A 16447-nucleotide genomic window follows, 5' to 3' on the forward strand; every position below is an offset into this window, starting at 1 on the left:
GGACGGTTCACGGTGACGGCGCGACGCTATTCCGGGAGCCGGCCTGGTGCGTGATCCTGGCGTGATGGACGGCTGAACGTTCACGGAACGCGTGCATGCCGGCCTGCCGCCGCGGACCCGCGAGGCGCGCGGCGGGTGACTAGAGGCGCTCGCGCCAGCGGTTGGTGATGGGCAGGCGGCGGTCGCGGCCGAAGTTCTTGGGCGTGATCTTCGGCCCCGGCGGGTACTGGCGGCGCTTGTACTCGGCCAGGTCCACCATGCGGATCACCTTGGTCACCAGCTCGGGATCGTGCCCGGCCGCGATCAGTTCGTCCCGCCCCATGTCCCGCTCCACGTAGTCGCGCAGCAGGCTGTCGAGCACCTCGTACTGCGGCAGCGAGTCGGTGTCGCGCTGGTCGGGCCGCAGCTCCGCGCTCGGCTCCTTGGTGATGGAGTTCTCCGGGATCGGCGGCACCCCCGGCTGGGCGTTGCGCCACTCCGCGAGCTTCCAGACGACGCTCTTCAGCACGTCCTTGATCGGCGCGTAGCCGCCCGCCGAGTCGCCGTACAGGGTGGAGTAGCCGGTGGCGAGCTCGCTCTTGTTGCCGGTGGTCAGCACGAGGTGGCCGTGCTCGTTCGACAGGCTCATCAGCAGCATGCCGCGCACCCGGGCCTGCAGGTTCTCCGCGGCAAGGCCGGTCAGAGCGATCTCCTTCTCGAACGCCGAGACGATGTCGGCGATCGGCACGACCTGCGCGTTCACCCCCTGGCGGCGCACCAGCTCCTCGGCGTCGGTGATCGAGTGGTCCGAGGAGTACCGCGACGGCATCAGCACCGTGTGGACCCGCTCGGGCCCGATGGCGTCGGCCGCGATCGTGGCGGTCAGGGCCGAGTCGATGCCGCCGGAGAGGCCGAGGATGACGGACTTGAAGCCGTTCTTCCGCACGTAGTCGCGCACTCCGGTCACCAGCGCGTGGTAGATCTCCGCGAGGTCGTCCAGCCGCTCGGCGACGACCGGGGGCTCGGGCTCGTACGGCTCTACCGGGTCGGCCGACAGCAGCACCCGCTCGACCGTGATGACCGTCCCGTCGTGGGCGTCGTAGGAGTCATGGCTCGGCTCGCCGAGCTCGACCGCGGCCTCCGGGAGCTCCAGGTCGGTGACGAACAGCTCCTCGCGGAACTGGGACGCGCGGGCGACGAGCGCGCCGGAGGCGTCCACGACGAGGGAGTCGCCGTCGAAGACCAGCTCGTCCTGGCCGCCGACCATGTTCACGTACGCGAGGGCGCAGCCCGCCTCGCGGGCCCGCCGCGCGCACAGTTCCAGCCGCACGTCGTCCTTGTTGGTCTCGTACGGCGAGCCGTTGGGCACGACGAGCAGCCCGGCGCCCGCCTCGGCGACCACCGAGACCGGCCCGCCCTCCTGCCACAGGTCCTCGCACAGGGCCACCGCGACGTCCACGCCGTGCAGCCGGAAGATCGGCAGCCGGTCGCCGCGGACGAAGTAGCGGTACTCGTCGAACACCCCGTAGTTGGGCAGGTGGTGCTTGGCCGACTTCGCCACGACCCGGCCCCGGTGCAGCACGGCGGCGGCGTCGAGCGGGGCGCCCTTCGGCTGCCCGACGCGGGGAGCGAGGTCGGCGCGGTCGAGGTATCCCACTACGACGGGGAGGTCTCCGAGCCCTTCGTCGGCGAGCCGCGCCGCCACCTCGGACAGCGTCGCGATCGACGCCTCGGCGAACGAGGAGCGGAGCACCAGGTCCTCGGCCGGGTAGCCGGTCAGGAACATCTCGGGGAAGACGACGAGGTGCGCGCCGCGCCCGGCGGCCCGGCGGGTCCACTCGACGAGGGTCTCCGCGTTGCCGGCGATGTTTCCGACGACGGGATTGGTCTGGGCGAGAGCGATACGCAGTTGAGCCACGCCCCCACCCTAAGGTGTCCGGTTTTTTGTCGTCAAACTGACGATAAGTAGTTCAGGCGCCGGGCGTTCCCGGGCTGACCAGACCCCTCTCGTACGCGAGGACCACCAGCTGGGCGCGGTCGACCAGCCCCAGCGCGCGCAGCAGTGCCGTCACGTCGCCGGCGACCTCGCCTTCCGGCACGTCGAGGGTCATCGCGATCTGCCGGTTGGTGAATCCCCGGGCGACGAGTTTGATGAGGTCGACGTCGGCGTCGGACAGGCCCTCCGGCGCCGACGGGTCGCGCCGCCCGGCGAAGGCGGAGATGAGATGGGTCGTGACCGCCGGGTCCAGCAGGGCGTCCCCCGCGACGGCCGCCCGGACCGCCGCGATGAGCTGCTCGGGCGCCGAGGTCTTCAGCACGAAACCGCTCACCCCGGCCCGCAGCGCCGCGTACAGGTTCTCGTCGGTGCCGAAGGTGGTCATCATGATCACCTTCGGCGGGGCCTCCGCCGCGAGGATCCGCCGGGCCGCCGCCAGGCCGTCCAGGCGCGGCATCTGGATGTCCATGAGCACCACGTCGGGCCGCGCGTCGCGGACGAGTGCGATGGCCTGCTCGCCGTTCTCCGCCTCCCCGACGAGGTCGAGCCCCGGCTCGCTGTCGAGGATCACCTTGAGGCCGGTGCGCACCAGCGCCTGGTCGTCGGCGATCAGCACGCGCAGGGCACGCGCGCCGGCCCGCGCCGGCTCGGTTCCGCGCGGCGTGTCGGGCGCGGGAGGAGCGACCCGCGCTCCGGGCGACGCGCCGGAGGCCGGGCCCGCCTCGGGGGCGTCGAGGTGCCCCGCCTGCGCGAGGATGTCCTGCTCCAGACGCTGCAGGGTGGGGCCGAGGTCGAGGCCGAGCTCGTCGCGCAGCGCCTCCCTGGCCCGCCGCAGCGCGCCGAGCGCGTCGCCCTGCCGCCCGGCGCGGTAGAGCGCGAGCGCGAGCAGCCGCCAGGCCTCCTCCCGCAGCGGGTGCGCGGAGGCGTGCGCCTCCAGGTCCGGGATCAGGGCGCCGGTGCGACCGAGCCGCAGGGCGGCGTCCGCGCGGCGCTCCACGGCGAGAAGACGCAGCTCGTCCAGCCGCATCGCCTCGGCCTGCGCCCACATCAGCTCCTGGAACCCGGCGAGCGCGGGCCCCCGCCAGAGGCCGAGGGCCGTCTCCATCCGCTCCAGTGTCGCGGCCGGTCCGTCGTGGTCGCTCTTGACCAGGTGCTCGAAGTGCCAGGAGTCCACGTCCTGGACACCGGCGCGCAGCGCGTAGCCCGGGGGAGCCGAGACCAGGATGCCCGCCTCCTCGCGCGGCGCGCGGCCGGGTTCGAGCGCCCGCCGCAGCCGCGAGACGTACCCCTGGATGGTGGACAGCGCCTGGGCGGGCGGCTCGCCGGGCCACAGCTCGTCGATGAGCGCGCTCACCGGCACCGCGCGCCCTCCGGCCACGAGTAGCCGGGCGAGCACGGCCTGCTGCCGTTGCCCGCCCAGATCGAGCGTCTCGCCATCGGAAATAGCCTCGAACGGCCCCAGAGCACGAAAAATCACCATCGCACGGGTAAGCGTAAGGGCAGCGACCCCCGAAGACGCGCCGCGCGCCTTTCGGTTGTGTCACGAGGTCATGACATGCCTGCTCACACCCCCCGGAACGCCGGATGCAGGCACTGGAGGCGGAGGGCACCCGGGGGACTTCCGTCGCCGGGCATGAGGTTCAGGCGGTGCGGCGGGAGCGGACGTGCACGAGAGCCCGGCAGTGCGGGGCAGGCGATGCGGGCAACGCGGGGAATCAGGCGGTTCGGGGGGTCAGGAGGTGAGGGGGAAGCGGGCCTCGACGACCGTGCCGCCGATGTCCGGGGCGGTGACGGTGCAGCTTCCGCCGAGTTCCGCCGCGCGTTCGCGCATCGAGGACATGCCCACTCCCGCGCGCAGGTGGGCGGGCAGGCCGATGCCGTCGTCGGTGATCCGCACCCGCAGCTCGCCGCCGCCGTCCTCCGCCCTCGCTTCTGCCTCCGCTCCAGGCCCCGCCCCCGCTCCTACCTCCACCTCTGCCGCCGCGGCTCCAGGTCCCGCCCCCGTCCCCGTCCCCGCTCCTGCCTTCGCCTCTGCTCCAGGTCCCGTCTCCGCCACCGCTCCGGTCCGGGTGATCTCGACCTGGACCCGGGTGGCGCGCGCGTGGCGGCGCACGTTGTTCAGCGCCTCCTGCACGATGCGGTAGACCGCGACCTCCACGGCGGCCGGCAGCCCGGCGAGGTCGCCCTCGGCCCGCACCGCGACGCCCACCGGCGCCGGAGCGTCCTCCTCGTCCCCGGAGCCGCCGGCGGGCAGCGTCTCCGCCGCGAGGGCGCGTACGGCACCCGCCAGCCCGAGGTCGTCGAGGGCGGGGGGACGCAGACCGTACACGAGCTCGCGGATGTCGCCGGCCACGGCGTCCATGCCCACCCGCAGGTCCCGCAGCAGGCCGTCGGCGGCGGAGGGCGACCGGGTGAGGCTCATCCGCGCGATGTTGATCGTCATCGCCATGGCCCCGAGGGTCTGGCCGAGCCCGTCGTGCAGGTCGCGGCGCAGCCGCCGGCGCTCCTCCTCGCGGGCGGCCAGGATGCGCTCCCGCGACCGCTGCAGGTCGGCGGCCATGCGTACGGCGTGGGCCACGTCGGCCACGTAGGGGAGCAGGGTGGCGAGCACCCGCTCGTCGTGCGCGGCGGCGAACCTCCGGGCGCCCGGCGGGCCGACCAGCAGCCGGCCCACCGGTTCGCCGTGCCAGACCAGCGGGACCTCGCGGGGCTCGGGCCCCACGTGGCCGCTCTCGACGTACCTCGGACTGCCGTCGGCGATCTCGACGGCGACCCCTTCCACGGCGAGGCCGTCCCGCACGACCGCCACCACCGAGGCGAGCGCGTCGGCGGGGTCGGCCCGCCGCACCTCCTGAGTCAGCCGCTCGGCGAGCAGCGCCGGGTCGCCCACCGGCCCGTACAGCGCGCGGTCCACGACGCCTTGCAGGGCGCGGCGCAGCGGCTGGAAGAACGCGCCCGCGAACAGCGCCGCCGCGAGCCCGGCCACCTGGTGGTATCCGGAGACGAACAGGCTGGAGGCGGCTCCGACGCCGAAGTACACCGCGCCGACCACGACGAGCAGCCCGACGCTGACGAACGTCCGGCTGATGAGGGTGTCGATGCCGTACAGCCGGTAGCGCAGGACCGCGAAGAGGATCGACGGCGGGATCAGCGCCGTCCACAGGGTGGCCACGACCGAGGCCGACGCTCCCAGCAGGTACAACAGGACGTACACGGCGAAGAACAGGAGCGGCCAGGCGATCTGCCGCCGCGTCGCCGGGTCGGCCCGCCGCATCCGCAGCGCGAGCGAGGCGAGCGCCGCGACCACGCAGACCTGGACGAGCACCTGCGGCGCTAACCAGAGCGACTGGTAGTAGGGGGCGAGAGCCCTGATCTCCAGCGGATTGTGGATCACTTCCGGCCAGGGGTAGTCCGCGGGATCCGGATCGGGCCGCACCAGGCCCATGACGATCAGGAAGACGGTGGTGAGGACGCCCACCACGACGACGGCCCGCCACCCGCGTGAGGGGAGCCGGCCGTCGGGGGAGTAGAGCGGAAGCAGGACCGCGAGCATCAGGCCCGCCACCGCCCAGCCCACGAGGTACACCGCGCGGGCGGCGATGGCCGCGCCCATCTCACCTTGCGAGGCCCAGTAGAACGAGAACGCGGTGAAGGCGACGTTCACCGACCCCAGCAGGCCGCCGGCGCACATCAGCCAGGCCATGATGAGCCGGGGCCGCCGGGACACCAGGAACGCCCCCGTGGCCGGGAACGTGAGGGCGATGCCGGCGTCGGGCGGGATCGCCGGATGCGGCTGCCATTCGGCGGGGAGCCGGAGCTGGACCACGACCCCCAGGAGAGTCAGTCCGAGCGCGGCGGCCGCCATCGCGTACGCCATCGTGCGCGCGGGGAAGGCAGGGGGGTTCTCGTCCATTCTGGACCGAATTATGACCTGTCCCGTTCCGCCCTGGAACAGAAAACCGGGACGCCGCCGGCCGGGACGCGGGCCCTTTCGTCAGGCGGCGGAGCGGCGGCGGACCGCGCGGCCGAGGAGAAGCTGGGCTCCCGCCGCGAGCAGGCCGAGGCCGCCCAGCACCGGCCAGACCAGGCCCGGCGCCTCCGCCAGCAGCCGGGTGCCGACGAGGGGCGCGAGCAGCGCGCCGGCCGACCACGACAGTCCGTACAGGCCGGAGTAACGTCCCCGCAGATGGGCGGGGGCGAGCGTCGCGACGATGGCTCCCGGGATCCCGGCGGTCAGCGCCTCGCCGAGCGTCCAGACGGCCACGGTCGCCGCGTGCCCGGCTCCCGACGACACCAGGGAGGTCAGCGCGAACCCGAGCCCGACGAGCGCGAACCCGGCCGCCAGCACCCTGGACGGGTCGAACCGGGCCAGCCAGGTGGTCGTCACCGGCTGCACGACCACGATCAGCAGGCCGTTCACGGCCATCGCCATGCCGTACGCGCTGGTCGGCAGGCCCTGCCCGGTCATCGCGAGCGGCAGTGTGCTGTAGGCCTGCAGGTAGACCAGCGCGTACGCCAGGTTGGCCAGCACGAAGGCCAGCATGACCCGGTCGCGCAGCACGTCGGCGAACCGGCCGGGCGGCGCGTCTTCACGGGCCGGGCGGGTCTCGGGGATCGCTCGCCACACGAGGACGCCGAAGACCAGGCAGGTGACGGCGTCCACCCAGAACAACACCGTGAAGCCCGAGCGGGCGAGCCAGCCGCCCGCCACCATCGCCACCGCGAACCCGAGGTTGACGGCCCAGAACAGCAGCCCGAAGGCCCGGGGCCGGTCCTCCGGCGGCACCAGGTCGGCGACGATCGCCTGCGACGCCGGGCGGTAGGCGTCGACCACGATCCCCAGCACGAGCATCCCCGCGACGAGCCCCGGCACGCTCGTGGTGTAGCCGAGCGCGAGCATGGTGACGGCCGTCGCGACCATCCCGCCCGTCAGGGTGACCCGGCGCCCGAAGCGGTCGCTCAGCCACCCGGCGACCGGCTGCGCCAGCAGCGACCCCACGCCGAACATGGTCATCACCAGTCCGGCGGTGGCCAGCGGCACGCCGCGCGCCTGCGTGAGGTAGACGCCGATGAACGGCTCCACCATCGTGCCGAGACGGTTCACGAACGAGCCGCCGAACAGCACCCAGAACGGCCGGGGCAGGCCGCCGGCCCTCGACCGGAGGAACCCCGTCCCGCCTGTCCTGTCCGCCCTGCCGGAAACGGTTGTCACGCCGATCACTGTTGGACATCCGGAGTCCGCCGTGCGAATGTTTTAGGCCTGGCTGAAACATGGGGGCGCGGTGCCGGTGGAGTGGCGGTTCACGCCGGACGACGTGGCGCGGCTGCGGTTCGCCTTCTCCCCGATGTGGGAGCTCGTGGCGAGCCTCCGGGTGTTGCGGGCCCCCGCCCGCCACTCGCCGCACCTGCCGTGGCTGCGGGCCGTACAGCCGCGCCTTTGGGGGCTCGACCTCACCGACCTGTTCGCGCTGGTGCCGTTGAGCGGCTATCTGCCCGATTTCCTCACGCCGCCGCCGGACACGCCGCTGCCCGACTTCCTCGGCGAGCTGGAGCGGGTCCGCGCCACGCCTCCCGGCACGGCGTACGAGGAGGCGGCGTGGGTGCAGACGCCCGACCCCGCGGCCCTCTCGCGGTTCACGGCCGACCCCGCCGCGGGCGTACGGCGGGTGGCGAACCTGCTCGGGCGGTACTGGACGGTCGCCCTGGAGGAGTTCTGGCCGGCGGTCCGCGCGCTGCTGGAGGCGGACGTGATGTGGCGCGCCCGCAGGCTCGCGGCCGGGGGAGTGCGTGAGCTGTTCGCGGACCTGCACCCCGACGTCGCCTGGCACGGCGACCGTCTGGTAACGGCCAGGAGATGCGCCTACGACGGCGACCTCGGCGGTGACGGCCTCGTCCTGGTGCCGAGCGCCTTCTCCTCGCCGGGCGTCGCCGTCATGTACGAGCCGTACCGGCCCATGCTGTGCTACCCGGCGCGCGGGGTGGGCACGCTGTGGTCGGCCGGCGTGCCCTGCGCCCCGGAACTGGCCGCGCTCATCGGCCGCACCCGGGCCCAGGTGCTGACCGCGCTGGCCGAGCCCGGTACCACCACCGCGCTCGCCCGGCGGCTCGGCCTCACGCCCGGCGCGGTCAGTCAGCACCTCACCGTGCTGTCGGGCGGCGGGCTCGTGACGCGACAGCGGCTCGGCCGCGAGGTGCTCTACCGGCGGACGCCGGTCGGGGACGCGCTGACCGCCGCCCGCTGATCCGGCTCCGCTGACCCGGCTCCGCCGGTCTGTGCCCGCCGGTCTGTGTCCGCCAGTCTGGGGCCGCTCTGGTGCCGCCGGTTCGGCGCGGCCGTCAGGACCACGCGCCGCCGAGGGACGGCCCGGGTACGGCCGGCAGGCGGGCCGTGACGGTCGTACCGTGGCCGGGCTCGGAGGCGACGGCACAGGTGCCGCCCAGCTCGGCCGCCCGCTCCGCCATCGAGCACAGGCCGACGCCCGCCCTGCGGTTCGCCGGGAGCCCCACGCCGTCGTCGGCCACCGTCACCCGCAGCTCGCCGTTCCGATGCAGGACCACCCGCACGCGCCGCGCCCGCGCGTGCTTGCGCACGTTGGTCAGCGCCTCCTGCACGATCCGGTAGGCCGCCACCTCCACGGCGGCGGGCAGCCCGGCCAGGTCGCCGGTCACCTCGACCTCGGCGGCCGACTCCGCCCCGGCCGCCAGGCCCGGCCGGGCCTCCTCGACCAGGGCCCGTACGGCTCCCGCCAGCCCGAGGTCGTCGAGCGCGGGGGGACGCAGGCCGTACACGAGCTGGCGGACGTCGGCGGTGACGGTGTCCATGCCCTCGCGCAGGTCGCGGAGCAGCGTGTCGGCGGCGTCGGGGGAGCGTTCCAGGCTGAGCCGCGCCGCGTTGACCGTCATCGCCATCGACGCCAGCGTCTGCCCGAGCCCGTCGTGCAGGTCGCGGCGCAGCCGCCGCCGCTCCTCCTCCCCGGCGGTCAGGATGCGCTCGCGGGAGCGCTGCAGCGCGGTGGTCAGCAGGACCGTGTGCGCCGCGTCCGCGACGTACGGCGCCAGCACCGCGATCACCCGCTCGTCGTGGGCGGCGGGGAACCGGCGGCGGCCCGGCGGCCCGATCAGCATGCGGCCCACGGGCTCGCCGTGCCACACCAGCGGCATCTCGCGGGCCACCGGGCCCACCCGGCCGCTGGTCGTGGTCTTCCCGTCGATCTCCACCGCGATGCCGGTGACCGACAGGCCGTCGCGGAGCACCTCCAGGGCGGCGAGCAGGGCGTGCGCGGGGTCGGTGTGCGGCAGCCGCCGCCGCAGCCCGGCGGCCAGCGCGTGCGGGTCGCCGCCCCTGCCGTACAACGCGTGGTCGGCCAGGCGCTGGAGCCCGCGGCGGATCGGATGGAAGAACGCCCCGGCGAACAGGGCCGCGGCCAGCCCGGCGAACCGGTCGACGCCGGACAGGACCAGGCTGGAGCCCGCGCCCACGAGCACGTAGACGGCGGCGACCACGCCGACCAGGCCGGCGCCGACGAGGGCGCGGCTGATCAGCGTGTCGATGCCGTAGAGCCGGTAGCGCAGCACGGCGACCGCGATCGCGGCCGGCACCAGGGGCAGCGTCAGCGTGGCCGTCCACCAGACCGGATATCCGATCACCCACGGGACGACCAGGCCGGCCATGGCGACCAGCGGCCAGAGGATCTGCCGGCGCTCTATCCCGTCGGCCCGGTGGAACCGCACGACGAGCGAGGAGAACGCCAGCGCCATGCCCACCGCGACGACCATGTGCAGGCCCTGCCGGGTCTGCGCGTAGTACGGCGCGAAGGCCGCCACCTCCAGCGCGTTGCCGCCGGTGCGGACGCTCGACGGGGCGATCCACGAGCACAGCCAGTCGAGGCCGAGGGCCGTCGCGGTGATCGCCCCGGGCACGCACCAGCGCTTGGACAGGATCCGCCCGGTCGGATACAGCAACGGCAGCAGCACGCCCAGCGCGTACGTCGTGAGGTTCCACACCCCGTCGGCGAACACCCAGAGCGGGTGGACCAGCGGATGCCCCCCGTTCAGGACGAGCAGGGCCGCCGTGTTGGCCGCCAGGATGTTGGCGGCCGAGCCCAGGCCGCCGAGGCACAGCAGCCAGCCGAGCAGCAGCCGGGGCCGGGAGATCACCAGCAGCGCCCCGAAGATCGGGAACGTGGTGCCGGCCACGTCCTCCGGAGCGAACGGCAGCGGGTTGTAGGGGGACGGCGGCAGTTGCGCGGTCACCCAGATGTCGCCGATCTCCAGGGCGATCGCCGCGCACGCGATGGCCACCGCGACGGCCGGGCCGTACGCCCGCACCCGGCCGGACCAGTCGCGGGCGCGCGTGTCGAGCGGCGGTCGTGCCACGGGCGGGAACTCCTTCTGGTCGTGCACCGGCATGCGGGGACCGTAGAACGCGCGGGTCGATGCTCACTGGACGACGGATCAACGCCGGATCAATGAGCAACGACTACGCGCGGGGGCGGTTGGTTCGCTCTCACACCCCCTCGTAACCCCTGTGAAACACGAACGAGGCAAACTGGTAGACACGCCGTTCTGTAACTCCGAGAGGTACGCCTTGGACCGCCAGCAGGAATTCGTCCTCCGCACGCTCGAAGAGCGAGACATCCGGTTCATCCGGCTGTGGTTCACCGACGTGCTCGGTTTCCTGAAGTCGGTGGCGATCGCGCCGGCCGAGCTGGAGGGCGCCTTCGCCGAGGGCATCGGGTTCGACGGCTCGGCGATCGAGGGCTTCTCGCGGGTCTACGAGTCGGACATGCTGGCCAAGCCCGACCCCTCGACGTTCCAGATCCTGCCGTGGCGCAGCGAGACACCGGGCGCCGCCCGCATGTTCTGCGACATCCTGATGCCGGACGGCTCGCCGTCGCACGCCGACCCGCGTTTCGTGCTGAAGCGGACGCTGGCCAAGGCGGCCGACATGGGGTTCACCTTCTACACCCACCCCGAGGTCGAGTTCTTCCTGCTGCGCAACCGGCCGGAGAAGGGCAGCAGGCCCGAGCCGATAGACGAGGGCGGCTACTTCGACCACACCCCGCACAGCGCGGGCCACGACTTCCGCCGCAACGCGATCATGATGCTGGAGTCGATGGGCATCTCGGTGGAGTACAGCCACCACGAGGGCGCGCCGGGCCAGCAGGAGATCGACCTGCGGTACGCCGACGCGCTCACCACCGCCGACAACATCATGACGTTCCGGCTGGTGATGAAGGAGGTGGCGCTGGAGCAGGGCGTGTGGGCCTCGTTCATGCCCAAGCCGTTCACCGACTTCCCCGGCTCCGGCATGCACACGCACATGTCGCTGTTCGAGGGCGACCGCAACGCCTTCTACGAGCCCGGATCCGACTACCAGCTCTCCAAGATTGGCCGGTCGTTCATCGGCGGCCTGCTCCGGCACGCCGCGGAGATCACCGCCGTGTGCAACCAGTGGGTGAACTCCTACAAGCGGCTGTGGGGCGGCGCCGAGGCGATCGCCGGAGCCGGCGGCGAGGCCCCCGCGTACATCTGCTGGGGCCACAACAACCGCTCGGCGCTCGTGCGGGTGCCGATGTACAAGCCGCACAAGGGCGGCTCCACCCGCATCGAGTTCCGGTCGCTCGACTCCTCCTGCAACCCCTACCTCGCCTTCGCCGTCATCCTGGCGGCCGGGCTCAAGGGCATCGAGGAGGGGTACGAGATGCCGCCGGGGGCCGAGGACGACGTGTGGGCGCTCACCAGCTCGGAGCGGCGGGCGCTCGGCATCCAGCCGCTGCCCCAGTCGCTCGACGAGGCGATCGCGGCGATGGAGCACAGCGAGCTCGTCGCCGAGACCCTCGGTGAGCACGTCTTCGACTACTTCCTGCGCAACAAGCGCTCGGAGTGGCAGGAGTACCGCCGCCAGGTGACCGAGTACGAGCTCGGCCGCTACCTGCCGGTGCTGTAGCCGCCGCGCCGTCCCGGCGTCACGGCGACGTTACAGGTTGCAAATCTTCCTGACACTCCCGTCCGTTTAACTGTTTCGTATGCCGGAACAGTAAAATCGGCGCACTTGTTGCGACCCTTACGGGTGAGCCGTATCGACGTGACTCAGGGAGGACGTGGCCATATGACGGCGGCTGCGGGACTGCAGACCGTTCTGACCGTACCGAAGCGCTTCCGGGGGCCCGAGGGCACCGCCAACGGCGGATGGATCGCGGGCACCCTCGCCGGCACGCTGACGGGGGCCGGTCATGAATCTCCGGTGGAGGTCACCCTCCGCAGACCGGTCCCGCTTGAAACCGGGCTGACGCTCGAACAGGTCGGCAACGCCGTCGTCCTGAGCGTCGGCGAGAGCCATCTCGCCGAGGCCATCCCCGTCGCGGAGCCGCTGACGCCGCCGCCGTTCGTGTCGTTCACCGACGCGGCGCGGGCGGAGGCGGGCTTCCCCGGACTGCACGGCCACGCCATCGCCGGCTGCTTCGCCTGCGGGCTGCGCGAGCCTGGCGACGGCCTGCGGATCTTCCCCGGTCCGGTGGACGGCACCGACCTGGTGGCCGCCGGATGGCGGGTGCCGTTCAACGTCACCGACGAGCAGGGCGTGGTCCCCGGCTCGATCGTCTGGGCGGCGCTCGACTGCGCCACCGGGTGGGCGCACCACCGCTCGTTCACCGGCGCCGAGCCCGCCCGGCCTCCGCTCCTCGGGCGGCTCACCGGGCAGGTGTTCCGCCGGGTCTATCCGATGGGCAGGTACTCCGTCGTCGCCCGTGCGACCGGCCGCGAGGGCCGCAAGATCTTCGGCACCAGCGCGGTCTACGAGGTGGACGGCACGCTGGTGGCCGCCGCCCAGGCGACCTGGATCATCCCCAAGTGATCAGCCGGCGGTGAGGCGGGCGGCGACGAGCGCGGCGCAGCGGGGATCGAACAGGATCGTGTAGTGGTTGCAGTCGGGGACGACCTCGTCGCGCAGCCCCGGCAGCTCCGCCTTCCACCGCGCGGTGAGATCGTCGGGCTGCAGCCCGATGTCCTGGTTCAGCAGCCCTCTGGGCGCGCGGAGCAGCAGCGGCGCGGGCTCGATCGCCTTGAGCGCCGCGCCGAGCTCCGCGTGTCTCGTCAGGGGCCAGCGGCCGTCCTGCCGTACGGCCTCCTCGCGGACGCGCGACCGTACGGCGCCGTCCGGTCCGGTGGCGTCGTAGCGGACGTACTCCTCGACGACCGGGGACCAGTCGCCGGCCAGCGCGGGGTGGGCGCGGAACAGGTCGAGATACGCCTCCACGTCCGGGAAGGTCCGGGAGAGCCGGGCGATGGCGGGGCCGAGCGTCGCCGCCATCACCTCGTCGGGGTCCGCGCCCGGCGGCAGCGGCAGCGGCAGGCCGCCGTCCACCAGCACGACCCGGGCATAGCGCCACCCTCCATCCCGCGCGGCCCCGGTTCGAGCGGCGGCGTGCAGGGCGGCGACGTAGGCGCCCATCGAATGCCCGGTGAGCACGCTGGTGCCGTCCGCGCCGACGTGCCGGGCCACCAGTTCCAGGTCCTCCGCGTGCCGGTCCAGGCCGTACGGGCCGGGCAGGCCGGCGCTGTGGCCGCGGCCGCGCAGGTCGGCGGCGACCAGCGACCAGCCGGGCGGCAGCGCGTCGCCCACCGCCCGCCAGGCCATGAGGGAGGCGCTGATGCCGTGCGCCGCGATGATCAGGCGCGGGCCGTCGCCGAACCGGGCGATCCGCAGCCGCCCGCCGGGGACGGCGACTTCGTCGAACTTCATGGAACGGACTGTACGGAACCGCGCATGCCGCGCCTGACCCGGGCGCCTGAGGCCGGGGGCGTGCCCCGGCAGGTTCGCCTCCTCGCTCGGTGGCGGACCCGGCCGGGCACAGAGCCGGTAGGGGCACCGGTCAGAGGTAGTCCCGGTACAGGTTGACGGAGGGCCACGACGTCACGGCGTTGGCCGCCTGGCGCAGGGCGTTGTCGATGGACGCGTCGAAGTCGAGCTCGGTGTCGTCGTCACGCCTCCGGTTGAACAGGGCGGCCCAGTTGAGGCCGTCGTGGCGGCGTACGAGCAGGGTGGTCGTGCCGGGCAGGCTGCCGTTGTGGGCGGCGTCGATGCCGCCTCCGGCGTTGCGGACGACCCAGCCGCACCCGTACCACCACCCGCCCGGCTGGACCCCGATCTCCGGCTGGGCGAACGCCTGGTCGATCGAGTCGCCTTCCAGCGTCGGGAAGGTGATTTTGTCCAGGACGGGGTCGTACCTGATCCCGCGCTGGTCGAACAGGTCGCCGAACCGAACGACGTCGACCGCGCTGCCCAGCCAGCCGCCGTGGGCGTCCATGTTCTCCAGGTTGAAGCCGCCGTCGGGGGACGGCACCAGACTGCCGGAGGAGTCGAAGACGTAGACCGCCTCCCGCTTCGATTCGTAGGAGACCTCACCGGGGGCGGCGTATTCGGGCAGGGAGCGGCCCTGGCGCATCCTGGTGATGCCCCGGGGATTGAGGATCTTCTCCTGGACATAGGTGGCGTACGGCATCCCCCCGGCCTTCTCGATGATCCGGCCGAGCAGCATGTAGCCGTAGTTGCTGTAGGCGTACCTGGCCCCGGGGTCGAAGTCCAGCCGTACGCCGGTCGTGCGCCGCATGATGTTGGACCGGCTGATCGGGAGCGGCACGCCGAGCTCGCTCGCGATGACGGAATCGAGGAACATAGGGTCCGGCGTGAGGGCTCTGTCCCAGCCGCCCAGGTGCTGGAGGAGCCTGCGCACGGTCACGTTCCCCAGCCGGGCGTCGGCGGTCTTGCCCGGCGGCGGTGTCAGCGTGAGCCGGTCGGTCAGCTTGTCGTCGAGGCTGAGCTTTCCGGCCTGCACCAGCTTGAGCACGGCCGCCGCGGTGATCGGCTTGCTGACGCTGGCGAGCCGGAACAGCGCGGTCGGTTCGACCGTGAAATGCAGGTTGCGCGAGAAGCTGTATCCGCGGGCCAGCACCAGCTTGCCGTTGCGGCTGACGGCCAGGGAACCGGCGGAGATGTTCCGGTCCTGCATGAACCTGCTCATGGCCTGGTTGAAGGCGTCCAGCCCGGGATCGGTCGAGCCGGTCACCTTGAAGACGGGCCTGGGGAACTCGGGCTCGAAGGTGTCGGCGCGTGCCGTCCCCCGAGCCCCGGGCAGGAGGACGCCTCCGGCCACTCCGAGCCCGGCCAGCCCCGCCACCCGGCCGAAGTCGCGCCGGGTCAGTCTCTTCCGCTTCATCGGATCTCCGTCACCGGAGGGTCCGATCGCTCCTCCGCGGCGGATCACGCCTCGATCGCGATCTCGTTGTGGTTCGCGCCGATGGGCACGACCGGCGGAAAGGGCGCCTGGTTCTGTCCCGGCTGAGGGACCTTGACATCGTCGTTCTCGGACACTTCTGCCTCATCTCGGACGGCTCGGGGTCTGCACGCATCAGCGTCGGGGCCCTCCGGCACGTACGGATAGAGCAGTCACTACTCATCTTGGGACCGGCCGTTACTCCCCGCGCCCGCGGTCGTGCGGCCGGGCGACGACCCCGCCGTGGCCATCTGGGTACGGCGGCTGTGCGCGCGCGACCCAGGTATCGCATGTCCTGATATGTGTCTTTAAGCTGCGCGCATGGATGAACGTCTGCTCGTCATCGAGCACGAGGCCGAGGCCGGTCTGGGCTACTTCGCCGGCTGGCTGGAGGCCGCCGGCGTCGCCGTCGAGGTCGTCCGGCCGTACAAGGGAGAGGCGGTGCCCGCGACCGCGGGCGGCGGGCTGCTCGTCCTCGGCGGCGCCGCCGCCGCGTGGGACGACGAGGGGTATCCGTGGCTGCCCGCCACCAGGGACCTGCTCGCGCGCGCGGTGGACGGCGGTGTCCCGGTTCTCGGCATCTGCCTCGGCGCCCAGCTCATGACCCTGGCCTGCGGCGGGACCGTCGAGCGCGGCGACGCTGGCCCGGAGATCGGCCTCTGCGAGATCGAACCGCTGCCCGAGGCGGCGGACGACCCGCTCCTGTCCGCGCCGCCCGGCGGGACGGTACCCCTGCGATCTGAGCCCTTGCGATCGGTGCCTCTGCGGACGGTGCAGTACCACTACGACGCGATGACCACCCTGCCGCCCGGCGCGGTGCGCCTCGCGACCGGCGCGCGGTACGCCAACCAGGCCTACCGGCTCGGTGACCACGCCTGGGCGGTGCAGTTCCACCCCGAGGCCACGCCCGAGATCTTCGCCTCCTGGGCCGGGAGCGGCGAGCTCGCGCCCGAGGCGGCGGCGGAGCTGACCACGCAGGTCACGGCCGCAGGGCGGGAGCTCGAACAGACCTGGAGGCCGCTGGCCGAGGCGTTCGCGGCCCAGGTGACACGGCTCTGACCTGCCGTCCCGCCGTGCGGGAGGCATGGGAAAGGGGCGCGGGCAAACCGCGTGATGCGCCGATTACGCAGAGAAACCGCTAAGGACGCCGCACAACCCACCGGGTTACCGTGTGCGCGAGCCCGGCACGCGCCGAGCT

11 protein-coding genes are annotated in these 16447 nt (G+C 73.0%); 4 read left to right on the forward strand and 7 right to left on the reverse strand.

Going from position 1 to position 16447, the window contains the following annotated elements:
• Positions 1-139: 139 nt before the first annotated feature.
• From HHX33_RS28130 to HHX33_RS28145, 4 genes are all read right to left on the reverse strand, one after another.
• Positions 140-1897, reverse strand: coding sequence for an NAD+ synthase (locus tag HHX33_RS28130; protein ID WP_182877224.1), 1758 nt, complete (start codon positions 1895-1897; stop codon positions 140-142).
• A gap of 52 nt (positions 1898-1949) precedes the next feature.
• Positions 1950-3455: a BTAD domain-containing putative transcriptional regulator gene (locus tag HHX33_RS37430; RefSeq protein ID WP_182877225.1), complete on the reverse strand. Its 1506-nt coding sequence runs from the start codon at positions 3453-3455 to the stop codon at positions 1950-1952.
• 252 nt (positions 3456-3707) lie between these two features.
• Positions 3708-5888 carry a sensor histidine kinase gene (locus tag HHX33_RS28140; protein ID WP_259402932.1) on the reverse strand — a complete coding sequence of 727 codons (2181 nt, stop codon included), beginning with the start codon at positions 5886-5888 and terminating at the stop codon, positions 3708-3710.
• A gap of 81 nt (positions 5889-5969) precedes the next feature.
• Positions 5970-7187 carry an MDR family MFS transporter gene (locus tag HHX33_RS28145; RefSeq protein WP_182877226.1) on the reverse strand — a complete coding sequence of 406 codons (1218 nt, stop codon included), beginning with the start codon at positions 7185-7187 and terminating at the stop codon, positions 5970-5972.
• A 70-nt stretch (positions 7188-7257) separates the two neighbouring features.
• Here HHX33_RS28145 and HHX33_RS28150 point away from each other — a divergent pair, with 70 nt between their 5' ends.
• On the forward strand, positions 7258-8217 hold the full coding sequence (locus tag HHX33_RS28150) for a DUF5937 family protein (RefSeq protein ID WP_310741563.1): 960 nt from the start codon (positions 7258-7260) through the stop codon (positions 8215-8217).
• 94 nt (positions 8218-8311) lie between these two features.
• On the opposite strand, the gene HHX33_RS28155 is transcribed toward HHX33_RS28150, so the two are convergent.
• Positions 8312-10384 carry a sensor histidine kinase gene (locus HHX33_RS28155; RefSeq protein ID WP_182877227.1) on the reverse strand — a complete coding sequence of 691 codons (2073 nt, stop codon included), beginning with the start codon at positions 10382-10384 and terminating at the stop codon, positions 8312-8314.
• 178 nt (positions 10385-10562) lie between these two features.
• Between HHX33_RS28155 and glnA the strand changes: the two genes are divergently transcribed.
• Positions 10563-11924: a type I glutamate--ammonia ligase gene (glnA, locus tag HHX33_RS28160; RefSeq protein WP_138461265.1), complete on the forward strand. Its 1362-nt coding sequence runs from the start codon at positions 10563-10565 to the stop codon at positions 11922-11924.
• Between the two features lie 162 nt (positions 11925-12086).
• Complete coding sequence (locus tag HHX33_RS28165) at positions 12087-12830, forward strand: hotdog fold domain-containing protein (protein WP_182877228.1); 744 nt, start codon at positions 12087-12089, stop codon at positions 12828-12830.
• On the opposite strand, the gene HHX33_RS28170 is transcribed toward HHX33_RS28165, so the two are convergent.
• Both HHX33_RS28170 and HHX33_RS28175 read right to left on the reverse strand, forming a co-directional pair.
• Positions 12831-13718, reverse strand: coding sequence for an alpha/beta hydrolase (locus HHX33_RS28170; protein ID WP_182877229.1), 888 nt, complete (start codon positions 13716-13718; stop codon positions 12831-12833).
• 130 nt (positions 13719-13848) lie between these two features.
• Entirely contained in the window at positions 13849-15192 is a 1344-nt protein-coding gene (locus HHX33_RS28175) for a serine hydrolase domain-containing protein (RefSeq protein WP_182877230.1), read from the reverse strand.
• A 378-nt stretch (positions 15193-15570) separates the two neighbouring features.
• Here HHX33_RS28175 and HHX33_RS28180 point away from each other — a divergent pair, with 378 nt between their 5' ends.
• Complete coding sequence (locus HHX33_RS28180; protein WP_182877231.1) at positions 15571-16308, forward strand: type 1 glutamine amidotransferase; 738 nt, start codon at positions 15571-15573, stop codon at positions 16306-16308.
• Positions 16309-16447 lie beyond the last annotated feature (139 nt).

The organism is Microbispora sp. H10670 (assembly GCF_014161385.1).
GTDB lineage: Bacteria > Actinomycetota > Actinomycetes > Streptosporangiales > Streptosporangiaceae > Microbispora > Microbispora triticiradicis.